The organism is Cupriavidus sp. 10L45, assembly GCF_056395225.1.
Genome location: NZ_JBFTJC010000004.1, coordinates 408,839 through 427,820, shown reverse-complemented (window position 1 = coordinate 427,820; position 18,982 = coordinate 408,839). Strand labels below are relative to the sequence as shown.

At 66.9% G+C, this 18,982-nt stretch carries 16 protein-coding genes and 1 rRNA gene; 6 read left to right on the top strand and 11 right to left on the bottom strand.

The annotated features are described in order from the left end of the window. Positions 1-94: ribosomal RNA gene (rrf, locus tag AC1DFU_RS10005) — 5S ribosomal RNA — on the top strand; the annotation flags it as partial. Between the two features lie 61 nt (positions 95-155). Here the strand turns inward: rrf and AC1DFU_RS10000 are convergent. The 7 genes from AC1DFU_RS10000 to AC1DFU_RS09970 form a co-directional block, all read right to left on the bottom strand. Beyond that, positions 156-1,409, bottom strand: coding sequence for an aromatic ring-hydroxylating oxygenase subunit alpha (locus AC1DFU_RS10000; protein WP_092294407.1), 1,254 nt, complete (start codon positions 1,407-1,409; stop codon positions 156-158). A 92-nt stretch (positions 1,410-1,501) separates the two neighbouring features. Next, positions 1,502-2,287, bottom strand: a complete 786-nt coding sequence (locus tag AC1DFU_RS09995) for a siderophore ferric iron reductase (protein ID WP_441593697.1) — start codon at positions 2,285-2,287, stop codon at positions 1,502-1,504. Further along, positions 2,287-4,125, bottom strand: coding sequence for an IucA/IucC family protein (locus tag AC1DFU_RS09990; RefSeq protein ID WP_441593700.1), 1,839 nt, complete (start codon positions 4,123-4,125; stop codon positions 2,287-2,289). Before AC1DFU_RS09990 ends, AC1DFU_RS09995 begins: the two co-directional genes overlap by 1 nt. A 19-nt stretch (positions 4,126-4,144) precedes the next feature. Continuing rightward, on the bottom strand, positions 4,145-4,768 hold the full coding sequence (locus AC1DFU_RS09985; protein WP_441593696.1) for a GNAT family N-acetyltransferase: 624 nt from the start codon (positions 4,766-4,768) through the stop codon (positions 4,145-4,147). Continuing rightward, positions 4,758-6,008, bottom strand: coding sequence for an MFS transporter (locus tag AC1DFU_RS09980; RefSeq protein WP_092294415.1), 1,251 nt, complete (start codon positions 6,006-6,008; stop codon positions 4,758-4,760). The genes AC1DFU_RS09985 and AC1DFU_RS09980 overlap by 11 nt, the downstream gene beginning before the upstream one ends. A gap of 3 nt (positions 6,009-6,011) precedes the next feature. Further along, positions 6,012-7,421, bottom strand: coding sequence for a lysine N(6)-hydroxylase/L-ornithine N(5)-oxygenase family protein (locus AC1DFU_RS09975; RefSeq protein ID WP_092294417.1), 1,410 nt, complete (start codon positions 7,419-7,421; stop codon positions 6,012-6,014). Positions 7,422-7,710: 289 nt separating this feature from the next. Next, positions 7,711-8,268, bottom strand: coding sequence for a sigma-70 family RNA polymerase sigma factor (locus AC1DFU_RS09970; RefSeq protein WP_441593695.1), 558 nt, complete (start codon positions 8,266-8,268; stop codon positions 7,711-7,713). Positions 8,269-8,645: 377 nt separating this feature from the next. Here AC1DFU_RS09970 and AC1DFU_RS09965 point away from each other — a divergent pair, with 377 nt between their 5' ends. From AC1DFU_RS09965 to AC1DFU_RS09945, 5 genes are all read left to right on the top strand, one after another. After that, complete coding sequence (locus tag AC1DFU_RS09965) at positions 8,646-9,050, top strand: endonuclease (RefSeq protein WP_255370807.1); 405 nt, start codon at positions 8,646-8,648, stop codon at positions 9,048-9,050. A gap of 83 nt (positions 9,051-9,133) precedes the next feature. Further along, complete coding sequence (locus AC1DFU_RS09960) at positions 9,134-9,466, top strand: hypothetical protein (RefSeq protein WP_143093888.1); 333 nt, start codon at positions 9,134-9,136, stop codon at positions 9,464-9,466. A gap of 332 nt (positions 9,467-9,798) precedes the next feature. Continuing rightward, positions 9,799-10,974 (top strand): efflux RND transporter periplasmic adaptor subunit, encoded by a 1,176-nt coding sequence (locus AC1DFU_RS09955; protein WP_143093889.1) that lies wholly within the window; start codon positions 9,799-9,801, stop codon positions 10,972-10,974. A 26-nt stretch (positions 10,975-11,000) separates the two neighbouring features. Then, positions 11,001-14,147, top strand: a complete 3,147-nt coding sequence (locus AC1DFU_RS09950) for an efflux RND transporter permease subunit (protein ID WP_092294423.1) — start codon at positions 11,001-11,003, stop codon at positions 14,145-14,147. After that, positions 14,144-15,583 carry an AdeC/AdeK/OprM family multidrug efflux complex outer membrane factor gene (locus AC1DFU_RS09945; RefSeq protein ID WP_441593694.1) on the top strand — a complete coding sequence of 480 codons (1,440 nt, stop codon included), beginning with the start codon at positions 14,144-14,146 and terminating at the stop codon, positions 15,581-15,583. The genes AC1DFU_RS09950 and AC1DFU_RS09945 overlap by 4 nt, the downstream gene beginning before the upstream one ends. Positions 15,584-15,635: 52 nt before the next feature. Here AC1DFU_RS09945 and rocF read toward each other — a convergent pair whose 3' ends face one another. Genes rocF through arsC form a run of 4 tightly spaced genes read right to left on the bottom strand, consistent with a single transcriptional unit; the run spans position 15,636 to position 18,976 of the window. Further along, the gene (gene rocF / locus AC1DFU_RS09940; protein WP_092294427.1) at positions 15,636-16,538 is read right to left on the bottom strand and encodes an arginase; all 903 of its coding nucleotides are present in this window, start codon (positions 16,536-16,538) and stop codon (positions 15,636-15,638) included. Positions 16,539-16,578: 40 nt separating this feature from the next. Then, positions 16,579-17,781, bottom strand: a complete 1,203-nt coding sequence (locus tag AC1DFU_RS09935) for an MFS transporter (protein ID WP_441593693.1) — start codon at positions 17,779-17,781, stop codon at positions 16,579-16,581. Positions 17,782-17,789: 8 nt separating this feature from the next. Then, positions 17,790-18,554 carry an arsenical resistance protein ArsH gene (gene arsH / locus AC1DFU_RS09930; RefSeq protein WP_092294431.1) on the bottom strand — a complete coding sequence of 255 codons (765 nt, stop codon included), beginning with the start codon at positions 18,552-18,554 and terminating at the stop codon, positions 17,790-17,792. Continuing rightward, a complete protein-coding gene (arsC, locus tag AC1DFU_RS09925) occupies positions 18,551-18,976 on the bottom strand; it encodes an arsenate reductase (glutaredoxin) (RefSeq protein WP_092294433.1) in 426 nt (141 codons plus the stop codon). Before arsC ends, arsH begins: the two co-directional genes overlap by 4 nt. Positions 18,977-18,982 lie beyond the last annotated feature (6 nt).

The window sequence follows — 18,982 nt, the reverse complement described above, 5'->3', positions numbered from 1 at the left end:
GGAACCACCCCTTCCCATCCCGAACAGGACCGTGAAACGACTTTGCGCCGATGATAGTGCGGACTACCCGTGTGAAAGTAGGTCATCGCCAGGCTCTTATACCCAGAACCCCCAGCCCCATAAAGGCTGGGGGTTTTGCTTTGTGGGCTTCCGATTCAGCATACTGCACGTGCGATCGGAATTGTCCGTCGCGCCGTGGCTTCCGGATCGCGTACCGGCATCGGTGCCGCGACCGGCGTATCCATCAGCTTCCGATACCAGCCGTGGAAATGGCGCATGCCATCTTCCAGCGGGGTCTGGTACGGACCCGCGTCCGTCTTTCCTTGTCGATATAGCGCGCGCCGGCCGGCGTCTACGCGCTCGGCAATCTCGTCGTCCTCGATCGCCGTTTCCATATAGGCGGCGCGGTGCGCCTCCACCAGTTCGCGGTCGAACGCGGCCAGCTCCTCCGGGTAATAGAACTCGATGACGTTCATCGTCTCGTGGACACCCTTCGGATAAAGCGTCGACAGCACCAGCGCGTACGGGAAGACCTCGATCATATGGGTCGGATAATAGGTCGCCCAGATCGCACCGAAGTCAGGTACCCGGCCATCGCCGTAAGCGAGCAGTCGCTCATGCCAGGTACGGTACGTGTCGGTGCCTGCGATCTCCAGCGTTGGATGCACGTCGATCCGCTGCACGCTGTACCAGTCTCCATATTCCCAGCTCAGTCCCTCGCTATGCACGTAGCGGCCCAGTCCCGGGTGGAAGGGGCCGATGTGATAGTCGTCGTTGTAGATTTCGACGAAGGTCTTCCAGTTGCAGTCGCAACGGTGCATTTCCACGTGGTCGAGCACGTAGTCGCCAAAATCCAGTTCGGGCCGGTCGAACAGGCCGCGCAGGTCTTGCGCGGCGTTGCGCGGGCCCTCGAACAGGAAGCCATTCACGTTCTGGAGCGGAAAGCGCTCCAGGTTCCGGCACGGTTTTTCAGGAAATTGCGGTGCGCCGATCAACTGGCCGCTGCTGTCGTAGGTCCAGCCGTGGAGCGGGCAGACGATGTTGCCGCCGCGCTCGCGCAGGTTACCCTGGCCGTTGCCGGCAGTCGCGCCGGGTCCGCCGGGTCCGCCGGGTCCGCCGGGTCCGCCGGGGCCGTATTGGCCGAGCATGAGCGCCTGCCGATGCCGGCAGACATTCGAGATCAATTCCACGCCATGGTCGGTGCGCACCAGGACGCGTGCGTTGTCCTCATGGCCCAGCGCGCGCCAGTCTCCCGGGTCGGGCACCATGCGGTCGTGGCCGATATAGCTTGAGCTGCGCGGGAAGATGCGTTCCATCTCCATCGCAAAGACGTCTTCATCGCAATAACTTGAAACCGATAACTGCAAGGCCTCCGCTTCGAAGTGGGAGGACTGACTCAGATCGGACATGGGTGTTCTCCTTGCACGGATGAGCGCCGCCGCGCATGGCGGACGCATACGAGGAAAAATCAGAAAAAAGTGAGAGAGGGGACGCGGGCGGGCTAGGGCCCGTCGCGGGCAGCGAGTCGTGCCAGGCGCTCGGGTACGCGTTGGCGCGGACAGGTGGCGCACATCTCGCCGTCGGTGCGGCGGTAGTGGAGGCAGCAACCCTTGCGGGCGAGGGCGAGCCGTTCGGCGCCGCTGCCATCGCGGTAGGCGAGGAAACCGCATTCGCCGCCCAGGCCGATGGCCTCGAGCCAGCGTTGTCCCAGCGCATGCATGCGCGGCGCGTCCCAATCGGTTCGCTCGCGCTGCACGCACAGTAAGGCGCCGAGGACGCAATCGGCCAGCAGTCGGCCGGCCGCCTTGACCGGCAGCGGGCCGACGTCACGCCATTGCGCGTGCAGCCGAGTCCAGCCTTCGGCGATCTGGCGGGCGACGCCCCGCAGCCCGTCATCCTCCGCGCCCAGCCGCGGCGTATGCGGCGCGATGCGGAAACCGTGGATGCCGCCCGCCTCGGTGCGCTGGGACAATGCCGACAGATCCGGCGCGCACGCGCAGCAATGCACGCCGACTATGCCGAGATACACCGGTTGCCAGATATGCAATCCCCAAGCGCGAAGTGACCAATAGTGCGCCCCGGCTTCGGGGACATGCGCGCCGAGGTGCCGCACCATCGGTGCGATGTCCTCCGCGCGCGCCTCACTCCACGCGCGCCCGCCCCGGCCGCCGCCATCGTCGATTCCGTCGATCTCGCCGATCGTGCCGATGGTGCCGTCAAGTCCCGGCACCACACGTGCCGCCGTGGCCAGCAGCGCGTGGAGCCGGTCCGGCGCGGGCGCGAGCATCAGGCGGCCGCCTTGACGTTGGCGGAGCGGGCGCGGCCCGCCACGGGGTTGGGCAGCGACCCCGCCATGGTCAGGCTCGACGCCGGATCCGCCAGGTTCACCATCTGCAGGTTGTTCTTGAGCTGCAGCCGGTTCAGGCACGAGTGCAGGAAATCCGGCGCGAAGAAGTAGTAGCGCGCGAACTTGTGCTGCAACTCGGGATGCGCCGCCTGGTAGTCGTGCGCGCTGTCCGCCACCACCTGCCAGAAGTCGTCCTCGGAACAGCTGCCGCCCTCCACGAGGATCTGGGCCATGTGCCGGAACACGCCGTCGAACACGTCGATGAAGATGCCGAGCAGCTTGTAGTCCTCGGGCACGTCCACGGCGAGCCGCTGGATGCCTTCCGGCAGCACCGCGTCCTTGTTCAGGATGGCCGACTCCTCGGCGATGTCCTTCATGAACACGCGCGCGACGGTATGCCCCTCCAGCACCAGGATCAGGTTCTCGCAATGCGGCATGAACACGAGGTCGTGCGCATAGAAGCAGTGCATCAGCGGTTCGAGGTAGGCGCGCAGGTACTGGCGCAGCCACGTCCGCGCGGAGAGCCCCGAGCGGCGGATCAGCGCCGGCAGCAGGGCGTCGCCCTGCGGGTCGGTGTGGAGCAGCGCGGCCATCGTCATCAGCCGTTCACCCTCGCGCAGCTTGCCGAGCGGGCTTTCGCGCCAGAGCGCCGACAGCATCTTCTTGTAGGGGCTGTCCGTCTCGAGCGCAGCCTCGTAGTAGCGGTTGCGATAGCCGACCGACGCCACCTCGCGCAGGATGCTGAAACCGTAGCCGCGCAGCGTGGCATCGTCGTTGATCAGCCCGTCCAGGAAGGCGTTGATGGCGGGCGTGCCGGCCATGTAGTACGGCGACAGCCCGCGCATGAAGCCCATGTTCAGCACCGACAGCGAGGTCTTCACATAGCACTTGTCCGGCTGGGAGGCGTTGAAGTACGTGCGCACCGACTGCTGGGCGGTGTACAGGTCGTCGCTGTAGCCGAGCGGGATGATCTTGCGATTGGCTACATCGGCGGCAAACGCGATGCTGAGCTTGTTGAACCACTGCCACGGGTGGGCCGGCATGTAGAGGTAGTCCTCTGGCGCTACATCGGCCTGCGCCAGCGCCTGGCGGAACGCGGCCAGGCGCGCTTCGCCCAGTTCGCTCGCCATGTGGGCCTCGTAGTCCAGCCCGGGAATGCTGGCGAAGTGGGCGTTGTCACGATGCACGGCCAGCCAGATCACGGCGAAGCGCGAGCCGGTCTCCGGGGCGAAGGCGCGGTAGTCCTCGGCATCGAAGCCGAGCCGGCCGTTGTTCGCCACGAAGCCCGGGTGGCCTTCGATCATCGCCCACTCGTAGGTCTGGAAATCCGCGTCGAGCAGGGCCTCTGCGCTCGGCGCCTGCGGGTTGTGCTTGTAGGCCGCGCCGAACAGCGTGCTGCTGATCTCGTCGAGGTAGACCGGCAGCTTGTCGGCGGGAATGCCGAGCGTGTGCTTGAAGTCGTTGATGAAGGTCAACGCGTCCAGCGGCACGCTGGCGCCGTCGAGCACGCGCTCGATGCTGGCCGGGTCGATGCGCCAGTGGCGCAGGGCCATCGGCTGGCCGTCGAAGGTGTAGTGGCAGTTGGGCGTGTCGGCGTCGATGCGGTAGCGGGTCCAGCCGTCCGCATCGGCCGCGCCTTGCGCCGCCGGCGTGATGACCAACTCGTGCGCGTATTCGGCGATGGCCTTGCGCACGAGCAGGCGGTTCACTTTGGCCCAGACGGCCGGTTCGAGGTGGCTGACCACATGGCGCGGCTCGCGCGTGGTCTGGGCTTGCAAGGTGGCGTGGATGGTGGCGTCAAGCGGGGCGTTCATCGGTGAAATCTCCTCGGATGGATCGTTCGAAATCGGGGCGGGTGCAGAAGGCCAGCCAGGCGGTCTTCTGCGGCAGGGTGATCTGGCGGTCGTAGGCGAAGCCCACGGCGCGGTTCAGGGCATGGACCTTGTCGTTGCGCGCATCGGGCTCCACCACCACGCGCTGGGCGCCCAGTGTGTAGAACGTGTGCGCCATGACGTGGCGCAGCACGTCGCGCGTGAAGTGGCGCACCGGTGCGGCCGGCGGCCCGACGAAGAAATGCATGCCGATGTCACTGGCGCGCGGCGCGAAGTGCGTGCCGACGGGCTCGTGCGCGGGGTCGTAGCATTCGATCAGGAACGCCGGCGCCCCCTCCCAGAGGCCCATGTAGGCGCCGCCATGGCCGCTCCCGAGCAGCTCCGTGTAGAAGCGGCGCGTCTCGTCGAGCGTCAGGTCCTGCATGTTCCAGAAGCGCGCGTAGTCCATGGTGAACCAGCGATGGAGCAGGCCGATGTCGTGGTCGAGCGACAGCGCCCGGATCGTCATGGCCGGGTGGAGCGACAGGCGCAACGCGGCGGGAATCGGCTCGGCGCCTCCACGGGTGATGTCCCAGCGGTCAGCTTGCATGGGGCGCTCCAGCAAGTCCGGCGGTACCCGCGGCATCGGTCTGAGGTTGCGCGGCTGGCGCCGCGTGGCGACGATCCACCCCAAAGGTCCAGCGGTCCAGCGCGGCGGTCAGCAGCATGCCGGCGGCGGCCAGCACGAAGGTGACCTCGATGCCGAAGTGGCTCACGATCAGCCCGGCGCCGAACGACGACAGCAGCACCCCCAGGTTCTGGAAGAAGTTGGCGATGCTGAAGTCCTTGGCGTAGGCGTCCGGCGTGCTGACCTTGAACAGCGTCACCTCCAGCTTCACGATGACCTGGAACATCGACCACCCGTACAGGCAGCGTCCGATCAGCACCAGCGCCGGGGACGGCGCCGCCTGCAACAGCAGCCCCACAGTACCTAGCAGCAGGTTGCCGAGCGTATGGTCGAGCAGCTTGCGGCCGTCCCGCGTGGCCCGCTTGTTGGCGATCAGCGCCACCAGTGCGACCACGCCCGGAATCGCGAACACCAGCCCCGTCAGCATCTGGTTGTGCATGCCGGAGATCTGCTCCCAGTACACCGAGAAGAACGGGCGGACGAGGTAGGCGCTGAAGTCGAACAGCAGCATCAGCAGGCTCAGGCGCAGGATCAGCCCCAGCGTGCCGCGCCGCGCCGTGCTGGCGGCACTGCCTGCCGCCGGCGGCGGCGCATCGGTGCCCAGCACGCGCACCACCCGGCCGGTCCGGATCAGGTAGATGCACAACGCCATCTGCACGAAGTCGCCAGCGGCCATCATCCACAGGCAGGTGCGCGGGCCGAACTGCTGGAGCGCCATCCCGCCCGCCATCGCCCCGAAGATGCCGCCGATATGCACCACCACCGAGAGCAGGCCGATGGTGGCGCCGTGCGTCTCGGCCTTCTCCAGCCGCATCAGGTACGGAAACATCAGCAGGTAGCTGCTCTTGGTCATGAACATCAGCATGGTCAGCACCCAGAAGGCGGTGACCGTCTCCGCCCAGGCGCTCAGGGCGCCGAAGGTGCCGGCTACGAGCTGGGTGTAGACCAGCAGGTGCATGGTTTCCACGCGCCGCGCCACGCGCGCCCAGAGCGGCAGCGTGCACATCACGGCGATGGAGATGGCGGCGATGTAGGCGCCCACGTGCACCGGGCTGGTGATGCCGTAGCGCACTTCGAAGAACTGCGGGTAGAACGCGATCAGGATGGCGTCGCTGATGACGCCGAACGCGGACATGATGACGATGGTGAGTCGCAGGCTCATGGTCTATCCCGCCACCGTGATCAGCTGCGCCAGCGCTGGCTGGGCCGGCATGGGCGTGCCGTTGCCGGGGGCCGGCACGGTTGCCGAAGCTTCCGTCGCCTCGATTCGCTCGAAGCCGCTGTTGGCGCGCGGGGCGAAGTCCTGGAACGTGGTGCGCGCCTCGGCGCGATAGTGGTCCACGCCGGTCAGCGCGTGCAGCAGCCGTGCATTGCGATGGCAGGCCATGCCCAGGTCCGGGTTGGTCAGGCCGTGGCTGTGGAAGCCGGCGTTCTGCACGAAGATCTCGTCGCCATGCACGTCTACCGCGAAGTTGCGCGCCTGCTGGTAGCGGCCGCCCGCGTCCCAGCGGATGCGCTCGCGAATGCCGTCGATAAAGGCTGGCACGCGATGCGTGTAGCCGGTCGCCATGACCACGCCGTCGGCCACGTGGCGGTAGGCCTCGCCCAGATCCATGTGGCGGAACGTCATCTCGTACTGGCGCGCGGCGGGGTCGAAGTGCATGCCGTCCAGCGCGAGGTTGGTCAGCAGTTGCGTGCGGGCCCCGGCGCGGTGGCGCTTTTCGTCGAGCGTGTCGTAGATCTGGTCGATCAGCGTCTTGTTGATGCCGTTGTAGATGCTGCGCTGGTCCTCCAGCACGCGCGTCTTCACGGATTCGCCCAGGTCGTAGAAGTGGTCGCTGTAGGCCGGCGAGATCAACTCCAGCGTGAGCTTGGCGTTCTCCATCTGGAAGAAGCGCGGCGAGCGGGTCACCCAGTTCAGCGTATAGCCGTGGGTGTCGCAGTCCTTGAGCAGGTCGTGGTAGACCTCGGCGCCGCTCTGCCCGCTGCCGATGACAGTGATGGTGCGGCGCTGCTGGAGCCAGCGCTTGTTGGCGAGGTAGGCGGAGGTGTGGATCGGCGCGTGCTCGCCCGCGCAGCAGGCGGGCAGGTTCGGCGTGCTGCCGATGCCGAGCACAAGCCGCCGCGCGCGATGCCGGAACGGCGTTCCGGTGTGCGTATCGACGCCACTCACTACGTAGCCGGGCAGCGACGGGTCGTGACGGATGTCGAGCACGTCCTGCCGATAGCGCACGTTGGGCAGCTGCCCCGCGGCCCACTTGCAGTAGCGGTCGTATTCCTGACGCGTCAGGTAGAAGTTCTCGCGGATGTAGTAGTTGTAGATGCGGCCCTGCTGCTTGCAGTAGTTCAGGTAGCTGAAGCGGCTGGTGGGGTCTGCCATCGACACGAGGTCGGCTAGGAACGGGTTCTGCAACGTCGTGCCGTCCACGAGCATGCCCGTGTGCCAGCCGAACGCTTCCTTCTTCTCGAGGAACAGGCTGCGTACGCCGGGCAGCGGATCGGCCAGGCACGCGAGGCCGAGATTGAACGGGCCCAGTCCGACGCCGATAAAGTCATAAGGATCTTCATTGCTCATGTTTAGCCCTGGTGGATCGCGAAACAGGAAGGCTTCCGCAGTGGAAGGGGGATACCCATCAAGACGAATGGCCTCGTCATTCGTTTAGTTCGGCCATGTCATTCACTTAAAACATGCGGGGCTGTGCGGGCTCGCGTCATCGAAGCCGTGCTACGCGTGCCTGGGCACGCGCGAGGCACGCATGGCGCGTGCACGTGTGGAAGATCGGCAAGCGGAAGGAGAGCGGCGCGCGGCATCCACCGCGCGGCCGTAGAGATCAGCGGGCGACGGTCATCGCGCAGCCGTGCGCTCAGCGCGCGATATTCATCGCACTGAGGGCGCTGCGCGCATCCTGGAGGATGAAGTTCACCATCGTGGCCGAGATGCCCAGCCGCTCGGCGATGCGCTTCTGCGTCTGGTCCTCGTAGTAGTACTGCACCACCGCGTCGCGGGTGCGTGATGGCAGGCGCCGCATCGCGTCACGCAGGCAGGTGGTTTGCTCATGCGCCATGGCGATGCAGTCCGGCGAGTTGGTGTCGAGCGGTGCGTCCTGCTCGGGCACATCGCCGATGAATAGCCGCTTCTCCAATTGTTGGCGCCGGTAGCTATCCAGCGCGAGATTGCGCACCACCCGGCTGATGTAACTCGCCTCGCTGCGCAAGGCTTCGGGGCAGGGGTCCTGGCAGAGCTTGAGAAACGCGTCGTGCAATACGTCCTCGGCCAGGCAGGGGCAACCCAGGATGCGGGTGGCCACGTGGAGCAGGCTGCGCCGCTGGGCGATGAAGGTGTGTAAAACCGTGCCGGATGGATCGTGCGCAGGGGGCGTGTCAGCGCGGGCAGGGGGCGTGCGATCGTCGATCACTGTCATGTGAACTCCATGGGAAGGGCCATGCGTTCCCCGCAGCGGGGATGTACCGTTTTCAACGAGGCGCCCATCCTAAAGTAAATGCGAATCGTTCTTATTAATGACCGCGCCGCACAAGTGGTCACTGAGGACGAAAGCTGAACACAGACTTAAATGACGTGATATGCGAGGAAGATACGTCTTGTTACACGCACGATGCCGACAGACGCCAGTGCAGGCCTTACCCATCGGTTGTAATTCCGGAGCGCTCCCTAGCCGGCACGCGGCCCCCAGGGCGCCCGGCACCGCACGTGCGGGACCGGCACGGCTTTCGCTACCTCATGAAGGGAGCGGTGGTGATTTCCTCCCGCCGCAAACGATTTGCCATGTGGAGGTAAGCCATGAAGACCATGAAGACGATGCGCGCCAGCAGTGTGTTGGCCGCCGGGGCGCTGGCGCTGATGTCGGTGTCGGCGCTCGCGCAGATGACGCCGGGCCCGCGTGACCCCTACACGCAGGGCGGTGTCACGTCCACGCCGGTCGACCCCTCGACCAGCGGCGCGCGCACGGGCGACAAGTTCGACCCGTACTCGCAGGGCGCGGCGCAACCGACGCGACAGGATCTGGCCCCGCAGCAACAGCAGCAGATGCAGATGCCTTCGCAAAAGTACGATCTGGTGCCGGGCGCGACGACCACGACCAATCGCAGCTATGGCAGTGCTGCCTATCAGGGCGACATGCGCTGGACCACGCCGAATCTTGGCCGGCCCATCGGCGAGCGGAATCGCTATCTTGATGGCGCCTGATCGTTGATCGGACCCCAAATAAGAAACGCCCCCGGTAAAACGGGGGCGTTTCTTATTGAGGCGGCAAGGCGCAGTCGGACGCCGTGAGCGTCACAAAAGTGCGCCATAATCCACTGAAAGCCGCTATCCGTACTCACCCGCCGTGTATTTCAGTGCATTACACGGCAAGTCCTGTCATCCAGATTCTTCTTCAAGCTGGTACGATGACGCGCATCTCGTCATTCGGCTATGGAACTAGTTGCAATCCTGTTAGCCGAATGCTGCATTGCATCACGACGGCGACGGCTTCCCTGGAGGAGACGGTTGTCTTTACCCTGATACAAAGGGTGCCGCCGTGCGGTGCAGACATTACCGTGGCAATGCGCCGCCAGCAAGCATCGGGAAAACCGATTATTGTGGCGGCCGGCAAGACGTAGCGCGACGTTCAGATCGGCGCACGGGCTGGCGCGAAGCACGGTGAACCGGACAAGCGAAGGAACGTGCAGGACATTTCAGAATACGGGGAGCAGGGCGGTTCCACGAACCCCCTGCGGCCGGACACGCGCGCGCGGCGCGGCCGGTCTTGTGTTTTCCTCCAGGCCAGCAAATGGCGAAAGCAGGGGCCCATGGCGACAATCCGCTGAACCCGACGACCGAATTTCGTGCCGGCGACCCGGCACGCCACTTGCGTCCACGCGCTGCGCCGTGGCGCCCGCCTGGTCTACGGGGCCAGGCCACAACATTCCGTTTCATCCTCGAGGAAATCGCTATGCAAGCAATGCGCGCCAGGCGTGCTTTGATTCCGGGCATGCTGGCCATCGCCGTCACGGTCCTTGCCGCCTGCGGCAAGGAAAACAAGCCGCCCGCAGCCCAGACGCCGGAAGTAAAGGTCGTGACGCTGAAGGACGAGACCGTGACACTCGACTCGTCGCTGCCCGGCCGGACCACGGCCTTCCGGATCGCCGAAGTCCGCCCGCAGGTGGACGGCATCATCCTGAAGCGGCTGTTCGTGGAAGGCTCCGACGTCAAGCAGGGCCAGCAGCTGTACCAGATCGACCCGGCTACCTACGAAGCCACGGCCAAGAGCGCCGATGCCACGCTGGCGTCGTCGCGCCTGCTCGCGGAGCGCTACGGGCGCCTGGTGGGCGAGGAAGCGGTCAGCAAGCAGCAGCACGACGAAGCCAAGGCTGCCTACCTGCAGGCCCAGTCGACGGCGGACCGCGCCCATATCAACCTGCGCTACACCAAGGTGCTGTCCCCGATTTCGGGCCGCATCGGCCGCTCGGTGGTCACCGAGGGGGCGCTGGTCACCAATGGCCAGGCCACCGCGCTGACCACCGTGCAGCAGCTGGACCCGATCTACGTGGATGTGACGCAACCGTCCACCACGCTGCTGCGGCTGCGGCGCGAACTGGCCGACGGCCGGCTCCAGGCCGCCGGCGCCAACGCTGCCAAGGTGATGCTGATGCTCGAGGATGGCAGCACCTATAAGGAAGCAGGCCGGCTGGAGTTCTCCGAAGTGTCCGTGGACCCGAGCACCGGCTCGGTCACGCTGCGCGCGGTGTTCCCGAACCCGCGCCACGAACTGCTCCCGGGCATGTTCGTGCACGCGCGGCTGGCCGAAGGCGTGAAGACCTCGGCCATCCTGGCGCCGCAGCGCGGCGTCACGCGTGACCTCAAGGGCCAGGCGACCTCGCTGGTGGTGAACGCCAACAATGAAGTCGAGCAGCGCGTGCTGAAGACCGACCGGACCATTGGCGACAAATGGCTGGTCACGGACGGCCTGAAAGCCGGCGACCGCGTCATCGTGGAAGGCCTCCAGTTCGTGCGCCCCGGCGCCAAGGTCAAGGCCACCGAGGCCAGCGCCACCGCCACCGCCGTTACGGCCCCCAATGCCGCCTCGGCCCCGGCCGCCGCTTCCGCGCCCGGCGCGGCCAAGTCCTGACCGGGACCGACGCATGAGGAATCGCCATGTCTAATTTCTTCATCGACCGGCCGATCTTTGCCTGGGTGATCGCGCTGGTCATCATGCTGGCAGGGGGGTTGGCCATCCGGTCGCTGCCTATCAACCAGTACCCGGCCATCGCCCCGCCGACCATCGCCATTTCGGTGAACTACCCGGGTGCGTCCGCGCAGACCGTGCAGGACACCGTGGTGCAGGTCATCGAACAGCAGATGAACGGGCTGGACAAGCTGCGCTACATCTCGTCGGAGTCGAACTCCGACGGCAGCATGACCATCACCGTGACGTTCGAGCAGGGCACCAGCCCGGACATCGCCCAGGTACAGGTCCAGAACAAGCTCGCCCTGGCCACGCCGCTCCTGCCGCAGGAAGTGCAGCAGCAGGGTATTCGCGTGACCAAGTCCGTGCGGAACTTCCTGGTCATCGTCGGCCTGGTGTCGACCGACCCCAGCCAGACGCGGGAGGATCTGTCGAACTACATCGTCTCGAACCTCCAGGATCCGATCTCGCGGACCGCTGGCGTGGGTGACTTCCAGGTGTTCGGCTCGCAGTACGCCATGCGCATCTGGCTGGACCCGGCCAAGCTCAACAGCTTCCAGCTGGCGCCGCTGGACGTGAGCACTGCCATCAAGGCGCAGAACGTGCAGGTGGCCTCCGGCCAGCTGGGCGGCCTGCCGGCCGTGCGCGGGCAGCAGCTCAATGCGTCGGTGATCGGCAAGACCCGTCTCCAGACCGCCGAGCAGTTCGGCAACATCCTGCTGAAGGTCAATCCGGACGGCTCGCAGGTGCGCCTCAAGGACGTGGCCGACGTGGGCCTGGGCGGCCAGGACTACAACATCAACGCGCAGTACAACGGCCGCCCGGCTTCGGGTATCGCCATCCGGCTGGCCTCGGGCGCTAACGCGCTGGATACGGTGAAGGCCATCCGCGCCACGCTGAACCAGCTCGAGCCGTCGTTCCCGGCGGGCATGCAGGTGGTGTTCCCGTACGACACGACGCCAGTCATCGCCGATTCGATCCACGAAGTGGTGAAGACGCTGCTCGAAGCCATCGTGCTCGTGTTCCTGGTGATGTATCTGTTCCTGCAGAACTTCCGCGCCACGCTGATCCCGACGATCGCCGTGCCGGTGGTGCTGCTGGGCACGTTTGGCGTGCTGGCGGCGTTCGGCTACTCGATCAACACCCTGACGATGTTCGGCATGGTGCTCGCCATCGGCCTGCTGGTGGACGATGCCATCGTGGTGGTGGAGAACGTCGAGCGGGTGATGTCCGAGGAGGGGCTGGGGCCGAAGGAGGCCGCCCGGAAGTCGATGGGGCAGATCCAGGGCGCACTGGTCGGCATCGCGCTGGTGCTGTCGGCGGTGTTCCTGCCGATGGCGTTCTTCGGCGGCTCCACGGGCGTGATCTACCGCCAGTTCTCGATCACGATCGTCTCGGCGATGGTGCTCTCGGTGCTGGTGGCGCTGATCTTGACCCCGGCACTGTGCGCGACCATGCTCAAGCCGATCGAGAAGGGCGACCACGGCGAGCACAAGAAGGGCTTCTTCGGCTGGTTCAACCGCAGCTTCATCCGCTCCACGCAGCGCTATGAGCGCAGCGTGGTCGGCATCCTGAAGCGGCGCGTGCCCTACCTGATCATCTACGTGCTGATCGTGGCGGGCATGGCCTTCCTGTTCACGCGCATCCCCACCTCGTTCCTGCCGGAAGAAGACCAGGGCGTGCTCTACGCCCAGGTGCAGACCCCGGCCGGCGCCACGGCGGAGCGCACGCAGGCGGTGCTCGACCAGATGCGGAACTACCTGCTCAATGACGAGGGCAAGATCGTCAGCTCGCTCTTCACCGTGAACGGCTTCAACTTCGCCGGCCGCGGCCAGAGTTCGGGCCTGGCGTTCATCCTGCTCAAGCCGTTCAAGGAGCGCGAGGGCGACGCCACCAGCGTGTTCGACCTCACCAAGCGCGCCCAGGCCAAGTTCAGCACCTTCCGGGACTCGCTGGCCTTCGCCTTCGCGCCGCCGGCCGTGCAGGAGCTGGGCAACGCCACCGGCTTCGACTTCTACATGCAGGACCAGGCCGGTCTGGGGCATGACGCGCTGATGGAAGCCCGCAACAAGTTCCTGTCGCTGGCCGCCAAGGACCCGGCGCTGCAACGCGTGCGCCCGAACGGGCTGAACGACGAGCCGCAGTACCAGCTGGAGATCGACGACGAGCGCGCCCGCGCGCAAGGCGTGTCGCTGGCGGACATCAACAGCACCATCTCCATCGCCTGGGGTTCCAGCTACGTGAACGACTTCATCGACCGCGGTCGCGTGAAGCGCGTCTACCTGCAGGGCCGCCCCAACGCGCGCATGAATCCGGAAGATCTGGACAAGTGGTTCGTGCGTAACGACAAGGGCGACATGGTGGCGTTCTCGACCTTCGCCACCGGCAAGTGGGGCTATGGCTCGCCCAAGCTCCAGCGCTACAACGGCGTGCCGGCGGTGGAAATCCTGGGCGAACCGGCGGCGGGCAAGAGCTCCGGCGAGGCCATGGCGGCGGTGGAAGCCATCATGAAGCAGATGCCGCAGGGCATTGCCTACTCGTGGACCGGCCTGTCGTACGAAGAGCGGCTGTCGGGCTCGCAGGCGCCGGCGCTCTACGCGCTGTCCCTGCTGGTGGTGTTCCTGTGCCTCGCCGCGCTGTATGAAAGCTGGGCGATTCCGTTCTCGGTGATGCTGGTGGTGCCGCTCGGCGTGGTCGGCGCGCTGCTGGCGACGATTGGCCGGGGCTTGTCCAACGACGTGTTCTTCCAGGTGGGCCTGCTGACGACCATCGGCCTGTCCGCCAAGAACGCGATCCTGATCGTGGAATTCGCCAAGGAACTGCACGAGCAGGGCAAGAGCCTGGTCGATGCGGCCGTGGAGGCGTGCCGGATGCGCCTGCGGCCGATCATCATGACCTCGCTCGCGTTCATTCTCGGCGTGTTCCCGCTGGCGGTGTCGCAAGGCGCCGGCTCGGGCAGCCAGCACGCCATCGGTACCGGCGTGATCGGCGGCATGCTCACGGCCACGGTGCTGGCCATCTTCTGGGTGCCGCTGTTCTTCGTGGTGGTGAACGCGCTCAAGGAGCGCCGCGAGAAGCACGATTCCTCCTCCCTCGAAAAGGAGGCCAAAGCATGAGACAAACGCTAATCAGCATGGCCGTCGCCGCTAGCGCGGCGCTCGCGGGGTGCAGCCTGATCCCGACCTACGAGCGTCCGGCGGCGCCGGTGGAAGCCGCCTATCCGCAGGGCGAAGCCTACCCGGCCGCCAACGGCGCCGGCCAGGTGCCACCGGCCGCGGAACTGGGGTGGCGCGACTACTTCGCCGATCCGCGCCTGCAGCGGCTGATCGACGTCGCGCTGCAGAACAACCGCAACCTGCGCGTGGCGGCCCTGAACGTGGAGGCGTACCGCGCGCAGTACCGCATCCAGCGCGCGGACCTGTTCCCGCAGGTGGGCGTGGCGGCGCAGGGCACGCGGCAGCGCGTGCCGGCCGACCTCTCCAGCACGGGCCAGCGGGTCATCAGCAGTTCGTATGGCGTGTCGCTGGGCACCACCGTTTGGGAAATCGACCTGTTCGGCCGGCTGCGCAGCCTGAGCCAGGCAGCGCTGGAGCAGTATTTCGCCAGCGACGAAGCCCAGCGCAGCACGCATATCGCGCTGGTGGCCAGCGTCGCCAACGCCTACCTGACGCTGCGCGCCGACGAGGCGCAGCTGAAGCTGACGCGCGAGACGCTGGTGACCTACGAGCGGACCTACAACCTCACGCGCCGCAGCTACGAGGAAGGCATTTCCTCGCGGCTGGACCTGCGCCAGTCGCAGACCCAGGTGGAAAACGCCCGGGCCTCGCTGAGCCGCTATACGCGGCTGGTGGCGCAGGACACCAATGCGCTGACGCTGCTGCTCGGCGCGAGCCTGCCGGCGGACCTGCCCGAAGGGCTGCCGCTCGATGGCAAGCTGGTGGCGGACGTGCCGGCGGGTTTGCCGTCTGACCTGCTCCAGAACCGCCCGGACATCCTCGCCGCCGAGCACCGCCTGCTGTCGGCCAACGCCGATATCGGCGCGGCGCGCGCGGCGTTCTTCCCGAGCATCTCGCTGACCGCCTCGGCGGGCACGGCGAGCCGCCAGTTGTCGGGGCTGTTCGATGCGGGTTCGGGCACGTGGCTGTTCTCGCCGCAGATCAACCTGCCGATCTTCACGGCGGGTAGCCTGAGCGCCAGCCTGGATTACGCGCGGATCCAGAAGGACATCAACGTGGCGACGTACGAGCAGACCGTGCAGTCGGCCTTCCGCGAAGTGGCGGACGGGCTGGCGGCGCGCGGCACGTACACGGAGCAGCTCCAGGCGCAGGTGCGCCTGGTCGAGGCGAGCCGGGACTACTTCCAGCTCGCCGAGGGTCGCTATCGTACCGGGGTGGACAACTACCTGACGCTGCTCGACGCACAACGCCAGTTGTACGCGCAGCAACAGGTGCTGATCGACTCGCGCCTCAACCAGCTGACCAGCGAGGTCAACCTGTACAAGGCGCTGGGCGGTGGGTGGAACGAGGTGACGGCGCAGGCGAAGGGCGGCTGAAGACGTTCTCCCCTCTCCTGCTTGCGGGAGAGGGGAGCCCAAGCCAGCGCTGCTACAGCGTCGACTTCCCGAACAAGCTTTCCAGCAGGTCCACCACCAGCTCGGCCGTCTGATTGTGGACGTCCCGGGCCGGGTTCAGCTCCAGCACATCGAGCGACCCCAGCGCCCCGGTATCCTCGATCATCTCCAGCGCCAGATGCGCCTCCCGATACGTCGGCCCGCCGCGTACCGGCGTACCCACCCCCGGCGCGATCTGCGCATCCAGAAAATCCACATCGAAGCTGACATGCAGATGCGTATTCGCGTCGATGCCGGCGAGCGCCTGCTCCATCGTCTGACGCATGCCGTTTTCGTCGATATAACGCATGTCGTAGACCGTCAGCCCCAGCTCGCGCAGGCGCAGCTTCTCCCCGGCATCCACGCTGCGGATGCCCACCTGGCGGATCGACTGGGCCGACATGGCCGGCGTGACGCCGCTCAGGGCGGTCAGCGGCGCAGGGCCGTCGCCGCACAGGCAGGCCACCGGCATGCCGTGGATATTGCCCGTGGGGCTGGTGCTGCCGGTGTTGGCATCCGCGTGGGCATCGAGCCACAGCACCAGCAGCCGCTTGCCGGTCTCGCGGCAATGGCGCGCGGCGGCGCTGATCGAGCCGATGGCCAGGCAGTGGTCGCCGCCCATCAACAGCGGCATCTGGCCGCTGGCGAAGCAGGCATAGGCGGTGTCGAACACCAACTGGTTCCACGTCAGCACTTCCTGCAGGTGGCGCATGCCGTCGACGGGAAGCTGGCCGGGGTTGCCCGGGCCGCTGAGGTTGCCGAAGTCGGTCACCTGCAGTCCGTTGCGCGCCAGCGCCCCGGCAATATCGGCCACGCGCAGGGCCTCGGGCCCCATCGACGTACCGCGAATGCTGGCACCGACATCGGTGGGCGCGCCAATCAGCGTGACAGGATGCATGGGAGGCTCCGGTAGTTGCGGCTCCTCCCCATATTAGGCGCTATTCCGCCGCCGGGGCCGGCGCGCCCTGGTGGATAGGCGCCGACTGGATGGCGAACAGGGCCGCGCTGGCCGCCAGCCCCAGCCCGCCCGAGACCCAGAGCGCCTGTGCACCCCAGACGTCGATACAGAGCCCGAACAGCCACGGTGCCAGCGCCTGCGCGATGCGCGCCGGCACCATCAGCACACCCTGCCGATGCCCATACCCCTGCGGCCCGAAGATGACGAGCGGCAGCGTGCCCTTGGCGATGGTCAGGATGCCGTTGCCGGCGCCGTGCAGCACCCCGAACAGCGTGGCGGCCGGCGCGCCCGCGACCATGAAGGCCGCCGCGCCGATCGGGTGCAGGGCCGCCGCCAGCCGTGCCGACAGCAGCGGATGAACCTTGCGTAACAATCCGAACTCCAGCAGCCGGGCGCCAACCTGCGACGGCCCGATCAGCGCGCCGACGAGCACGGCCGTCGCGAACGTGGCGCCGCCGGCCTGCAACAGCCGCGGCAGGTGCGCGGCCATGGCCGTGCTGATGAACCACGTCGCCGCGAACACGAAGGCCAGTACCCAGGTGGCCGGCGCGCCCGACGCCGGTCCGGGCGCCGCCGGTTTGCCGGCTGCGGGTGCCGTGGATGGGGGCGCCGGATCGGCCCCCGCGCGCGGCAGGCTCGCATTGAGCGCGAGGCCCACCGTCAGGTGCAAGGCGGCCCAGACCAGACAGGCCACGCGCCAGCCATAGTGGCTCTCCAGCCAGGATGACAGCGGCCATCCCACGGTGCTGGCAAAGCCGGCGATCAGCGTGATGCCAGTGATCGCATTGCGCGAGCGCGTGCCGTACAGGCGCACCAGCGTGGCGAACGCCGCTTCGTAGAGCCCGCTGCCCATGCCGATGCCGATGACGAGCCACGCCAGGAACAGTCCCACGCTTTCCCGGGCCAGGCCGAGCCCCGCCAGGCCGGCCGCGAAGACGAGGCTGGTGGCCATCAGCACCGGCCGTCCGCCCAGCCGGTCGATCAGCCGGCCCGCGTAGGGGCCGAGCAGCGCCGAGACCACCAGCGCGGCGCTGAACGCCGCGAAGACCGTCGGCACCGACACGCCGGTGTCGCGCGCCATCGGCACCGCGAGCATGGCCACTAGATAGTAAGAGGATGCCCAGGCGAGCGTCTGTGCAGCCCCGAGCCGTGCCACGAGGCTGCCATTCGGTACGTCGGTCATGGTTGGCCTTATTCGACTTCGCCTTCGTCGGTGTCGCCCGCAGCCGCTTGGCGCTCGTGGTCCATCGCCGCCGCCGCCAGCGCCGCCGCCCGGGCCGGCGCGGCGTCCTTGCGCTCGCTGTAGCGGTCGGTCAGGTAGTCGGAGCGGTCCCGGATCAGCAGCGTGAACTTGTACAGCTCCTCCATGACGTCGACCACGCGGTCGTAGTAGGCGGACGGCTTCATGCGCCCGGCGTCGTCGAATTCCTGGTACGCCTTGGCCACGGAGGACTGGTTGGGAATCGTCACCATACGCATCCAGCGGCCCAGCACGCGCAGCGCGTTGACGGCGTTGAACGACTGCGATCCGCCGCAGACCTGCATGACCGCCAGCGTGCGGCCCTGCGTAGGGCGGATGCCGGCGCTTTCCAGCGGCAGCCAGTCGATCTGGTTCTTGAACACCGCGGTCAGCGTGCCGTGGCGCTCGGGGCTGCACCAGACCTGGCCTTCCGACCATGCGGACAGCTCGCGCAGTTCCACCACCTTGGGGTGATCGGCGGGCACGCTGTCAGTGACCGGCAGGCCGCTCGGATCGAACACGCGCGTCTCGGCGCCGAAGTGGCGGAGGATGCGTTCGGCTTCCAGCGTCAGGAGCCGGCTGTAGGACGTCTCGCGCAGCGAGCCATAGAGCAGCAGGATGCGGGGCGGATGGGTGCTGACCCGCGTGGGCTCGAGCTTCTGGACGTCGGGCGTCTCCAGCAGCGCCGGCACGACATTGGGCAAGGCAATCGTCATGGACCCACCCTGCGGCCCTGCGCGTCGATGACCACCTCGCCATCCTCCTTGGTGAACGGGCTTTGCTGCGGCGACGGCAGGATATCGAGCACAAGTTCAGACGGCCGGCACAGCCGCACGCCGAGGTCGGTCACGACGAACGGGCGGTTGATCAGGATGGGATGGGCGAGCATGGCGTCCAGCAACTGGTCATCCGTCAAGGCCGGATCGGCCAGCCCCAGCGCGGCGTAGGGCGTGCCCTTTTCGCGAATCGCCTCGCGCACGGTCAGCCCGGCTTGTCCGATCATGGCCTGCAACTGCGCCCGCGACGGCGGCGTGTGCAGATATTCGATGACTTGCGGCTCGATCCCGGCATTGCGGATCATCGCCAGCGTGTTGCGGGACGTGCCGCAATCAGGATTGTGATAAATCGTGACAATCATCTTGGT